The following is a 4,718-nucleotide window of genomic DNA, read 5'->3' as shown; positions in this document are numbered from 1 at the left end:
GTCTGCACTCGTCGATCGGTGACGTTCCCCCGATCGAATACGAGCAGGACTACGAGGAATTCAACACCACCCGAAAAGCCCAGTAAGGCTTTTACCTGTAGTCTCCGAAAAACTCAGGCCGATTCAGCCGGTCACCCTGAGGGGGCTAACCGATTGCTGAACATCCGTTTTGATGAGGTCACTGCCCCACCAGCTGGTGAGAAAAACGTCGTGTTCGACTCCCCGGATGTCAAGGCCCAGTACACCGGCTCCAACAAAACCTGGATCCGCCTTGTCGTGGAATCCTTCGGCCCCACCCAGACCACCCAGGTGCAGGGCCCGTTTAGTTCCGAGCATGTTGCCAACGAGGTATGGGCCTTGTTTGCGACGACACTTCGCTCGACATTGGATGAGTCCACCACCAGCTACGTGCCGCTTTCACGCTAAACCCTTCTCACCAGCGTTCTTTTCATCATTCCCACACCTCAAGGACCCTCACACCCATGCGCTATGCCCTGACACGATTCACCGCCGCCGCGTTATCCGCCTCATGTGCCGCACTGATGTGTATTGCCACACCGGCACTCGCCCAGGACAAAGTCGACCCCATCGCCGGCGACGGCGGATTAGTCGAACAAGCCTGCGGCACCTCACGCGAACAAGTCCGCGTCGACTCCACCTCCGTTGCCGGAATGTCTGTGTGTTTCACCCTCACCGCACCCACCGGGTGGGTGGCGGTCAACATCACCGGCTCCTACGGGGTGGTCAACAACCTCACCGTCCCGGTTGCCGTCGCCTTCAAACTCCCTGACGGGGCCGTCTACTTCCAGCAGGTCATCCAACCCGGCCAGGTCAAAAGCGTTGATGTTGATCGCCGCGGCTCCACGATTGTCGAACTGCAGGTCACCCCGGTTGCTACGCCCAACGGCGCCTCCACCGCCACCTTGACCCCATCGGGGCAGGCCCCTAACTACGTCACTTTGCGCTCAGCCGGGCGCATCAACCCCGGCCACGTCATGCGGCTTAGCTGGTCAGGGGTAAAACTATCCTTACTTGACCGTAACAGCGGATTCAACGACCGCCTCGACGCCTCCTTCAAGGTAGTACCTGCACTTGATTCCTCCCAGTGTGTCTCCCTGGAATCCGCCGCCTACCCCGGCACCTACCTGACGATGAACACCACCGGGGCCGTGTCAGCGCTTACCAACCCTGACACCCGCGCCGCGACGTGGTGCCCCACCGCCGCAGAAACCACCCCCACCGGGGTGTATCTTGCTAATGCCGCTAACCAGGCCCGCATCCTCACCGCCGGTGCTGATGCCACAGTCACCACAGCCACTAGCCGCACCACAGAATCCGTGTGGTTCACCGACCAAGCACTCGCACTGCCCGGAAAGTAGGACACCCCATGGCATCCACCCGTTACCAGCGGTTATGCCGCGTCATCGCCGCTGTCACATCAGTCGCGATGTGGCTCTCACTCTCCAACGCTGACGCTATCGCCCAAACCGATCACCAGCGGATGACAGATGAGCGCCTCAACGTGGTGGATGCCCGGGTATTTGCCGTCGGAATGCTCGACACAAACCTGGCGTCATCGCGGGATGCAGCCGCAGCCGCACTAACAGGGTCGCAGAAGGAATTCTCCGATTACGTCGACACAGGCAGGGTCGAGGCCCAAAAACAGGACCTGCGCCACATCCTGACCACCATCTCCGCGGTCAGCGGGCCGACGGTCCAAAAAGAAGTCGCCGCCCTCCTCGAATCCAACGACTCGGCCGCAATGTCGGAGTTTATCGACTCCGGCTGGCAAAACGCCCAGGCCCAAGATGACCGTGCTAGCGCGTGGGAGGCAGCACAAGCACCAGACGGGTCCACCTTGAAAAGCGCCGCCGATGAAGTCCTGCAGCAAAACACCCCGGACGCCCTCTCCGAGTTCGCTGCCACCGGGGCCGAGACAGCACGCGCACATGACCGTCGGCGCGAAGTGTACGAACTGACCAACTCCCCGCTTCCCAGCGTCGCAGCTGGAGCGTCCGAGGCCATCCAGGTAGGAACCGACACCGCCATCGAAGAATTCCTGCGCTACGGACAATTCGTGGCCGCATCGCAGGACTCCGAGAAGATGGAGATCTCCCAACTCGTTGAGACGGCCATCAACGAAGCATCCACGGCGAGCACCGCCAATAAACTGGCCTGGCAGCAGGCAGATCAGGCAGCCCGCGCCGCTGAAAGCGCCCGGCGAGCCGCCGAAGTCTCCCGCGATGAAGCTCTCGCCGCCGACGCCGCCCAAACCCGGGCAGGCAACGCCGCCTCGGCCGCCGCCGACCTTGCCCAACAATCCGCCCACGTCGCAGACCAGGCAGTGGCAGCCTCCCATCAGGCACGTATCGCACTGCAGCAAACTGCCGACGCACTCTCCCGCGCAGCATCGGCAGCAGGCCGTGCCCGCGCCGCCGCAAGCGCGGCCCAAACAGCGGCCGCCAACGCCGCAGGAGACGCCTCCGCCGCCCGAGGTGCCCGCATCGCAGCAGAACAAGCCCGCGATGCGGCAGCGCAAGCCCGCGCCTCCGCCGAAGCACACGTATACGCTTCCCAATCAGCAGGCCACGCCCGCGCCGCAGGCCAGGCGGCAAGCTCCGCCGCCGCAAACGCCGACGTCGCCGCAGCTGCTGCCGCTGATGCCGCCAACGCGGCCGGAGTCAGCGAAGCCGCCGCTGCCGAAGCCCGTGAAGGCGCCGCCCGTGCACGTGCCGCCGCCGCACGCGCACGCGCGGCGGCAAACGAAGTTGACCGGCTCGTCCACGAAATCGAAGGACTTGTCGAACAAGCCAAGCAAGCGGCAATAGAAGCCGCCGAACACGCTGAAAGGTCCGCAGAAGCAGCCGACCGCGCCGCTCAGGAAGCGGAAAACTCCGCCACCCACTCCCGCAATGCGGGCGAATACGCCGCAGAAGCACAACGTGCGGCCGAAGCCGCCAACGGCGCCATCGACTTGGCGGAGTCGGCCCATGAACTTGCCGTCAAGATTGACAATCAGCGCCGCCAGGCCGAAAAGGAGTTCCTCCGCACCCAGGCGGAAGACGCGCGCACCGTCCAAGACGCGGCCAATCGGGTAGCCGCCGATGAGAAACGCCGCCGTAAGGAGCTTGAAAAGGACCTCGCCCCGCTGGAAGGCAGCGACACGACGAACAGCTCCTTGGACATAGAAGCCATCAAGAAAGCCACCGTCGCGGCTGTCCAGGTCGGCTCACCCACTGTGGTCGGCGCGGCGAAAACCGCTCTGACAGGTGGAACCGACGATGATTTCCGTGTCTTCGCCACCAGTGGATACCCCACAGCTGTCGACCAGGACAACCAAGCACTTCTCCGGCAATGGTGGGCAACCGACCCCAACGAGGACGTGCGCTTCGACTCCGGCATGTACGCCAACGCTGCACCGGAAGTCATCGACTGGTTCATCAACGACGAAGTCAAAACCCTGCGTCTCCCCGATCTCATCGATACAACATGGAAGCTGCGCGAGACCCAGGGGGACAACACCCGAGCAGCAGCCGACGCCGCGCTGCGCGACGGCGGATATGACGCCCTCGACGATTTCGTCAACGGCGGCGGATACGACAAGGCTCGCTACAGCGACCAGCTCCAACAGGCGTATCACCTGGTTGAAACTGGTGGCCCGGAGGTCAAAGCCGCCGCTGAAGCCGCCATTGTCGGGGACCGGAAGACCCTCGACGAGTTCATCACTATCGAGCAGTACCGCCGCGCCAGCCTCGATGCGAACCGGGCAGCGCACAACGACCACATCAATTCGATGCTGGCGGCGGGACGCAACATAGCAAACCTCGCCGGAGAACTCGCCGCCAATGCGCAGGCAGCCTACGAATACTCCCGGGGATCAGCGCAAAAAGCACGTCAATACGCTGATGCCGCAGCCGAATACGCCGGATTCGCCCAACAGGCCTCCCAACGAGCCCAGGAATTCGCCGCCTCCGCCCAGCAGTCACTAGACTTCGCCAAGCAACAGCAGGCAAGAGCACATCAAGCCGCCGCCTCCGCGGAAGCCGACGCCGCCGAAGCAACCGCGAACGCCGACCAGGCCACCAGCTACGCAATCGACGCCCGCGCCTCAGCCAACGCGGCAGCCAACTCCGCCATATCCGCCCGCGCCTCAGCCGCAGCCGCAGGACAAGACGCGGCACTTGCCGCCCAAGCAGCAGACGACGCATTCCGCATCGCGGTGGAAAAAGAACTCGCCGAGCAAGCCGAACTTCAAGCCGGTCTGGATGCACAGGCAGTAGACGGGGCCGACCCGGAAAAACCAGCCTCGCTTCTCGACATCATCAAAGAACGCATCGGGCCGGCAGCCCTCAGCCTCCTCCTCGACCTTGTCGGAATCACCGACCTGGTCAACTGCTTCAAGGGGCAAATCTCCGGATGTCTATGGACATTGGTCGGAGTGATTCCAGTAGGAAAAATGGCTCTGTTGCAAAGATTGGCGGCAGTCAGAGGTAGGCTGTCGCTCTGCGCCGATCAGGCGGCTGCTGCGAAATGGTGGTTGAGCATGCCCATGGCCTCCGTCAGCGCCGAGGGCCCAATGCCAAAAGCTCTATCCACAAGGCGCACCTCGCCCCTGATGCCGGGCTGCAGGCACCAGGGGCGAGCCTGTCCTTTGCGCAGGGCTCGCATGACTTCGAATCCCTTGATCGTGGCATAGGCCGTGGGGATCGATTTGAAAC

The 4,718-nt window shown here is 63.2% G+C and carries 2 protein-coding genes and 2 pseudogenes; 3 read left to right on the top strand and 1 reads right to left on the bottom strand.

The window, feature by feature from the left end:
• Positions 1-153: 153 nt before the first annotated feature.
• The 3 genes and pseudogenes from NQ018_RS11170 to NQ018_RS11160 form a co-directional block, all read left to right on the top strand.
• A complete protein-coding gene (locus NQ018_RS11170; RefSeq protein WP_257061007.1) occupies positions 154-426 on the top strand; it encodes a hypothetical protein in 273 nt (90 codons plus the stop codon).
• A gap of 56 nt (positions 427-482) precedes the next feature.
• Positions 483-1,379, top strand: coding sequence for an AbfB domain-containing protein (locus NQ018_RS11165; protein ID WP_257061006.1), 897 nt, complete (start codon positions 483-485; stop codon positions 1,377-1,379).
• Between the two features lie 8 nt (positions 1,380-1,387).
• A pseudogene (locus NQ018_RS11160) lies at positions 1,388-3,727 on the top strand (ALF repeat-containing protein); the annotation flags it as partial.
• Between the two features lie 785 nt (positions 3,728-4,512).
• Here the strand turns inward: NQ018_RS11160 and NQ018_RS11155 are convergent.
• Positions 4,513-4,718 (bottom strand): annotated as a pseudogene (locus tag NQ018_RS11155) (IS6 family transposase); the annotation flags it as partial.

It is taken from the genome of Corynebacterium kozikiae, from assembly GCF_024580965.1.
Taxonomy (GTDB): domain Bacteria; phylum Actinomycetota; class Actinomycetes; order Mycobacteriales; family Mycobacteriaceae; genus Corynebacterium; species Corynebacterium kozikiae.
Note: the sequence above shows the minus strand (reverse complement) of the source record. Positions and strands in the feature narration are given on the sequence as shown.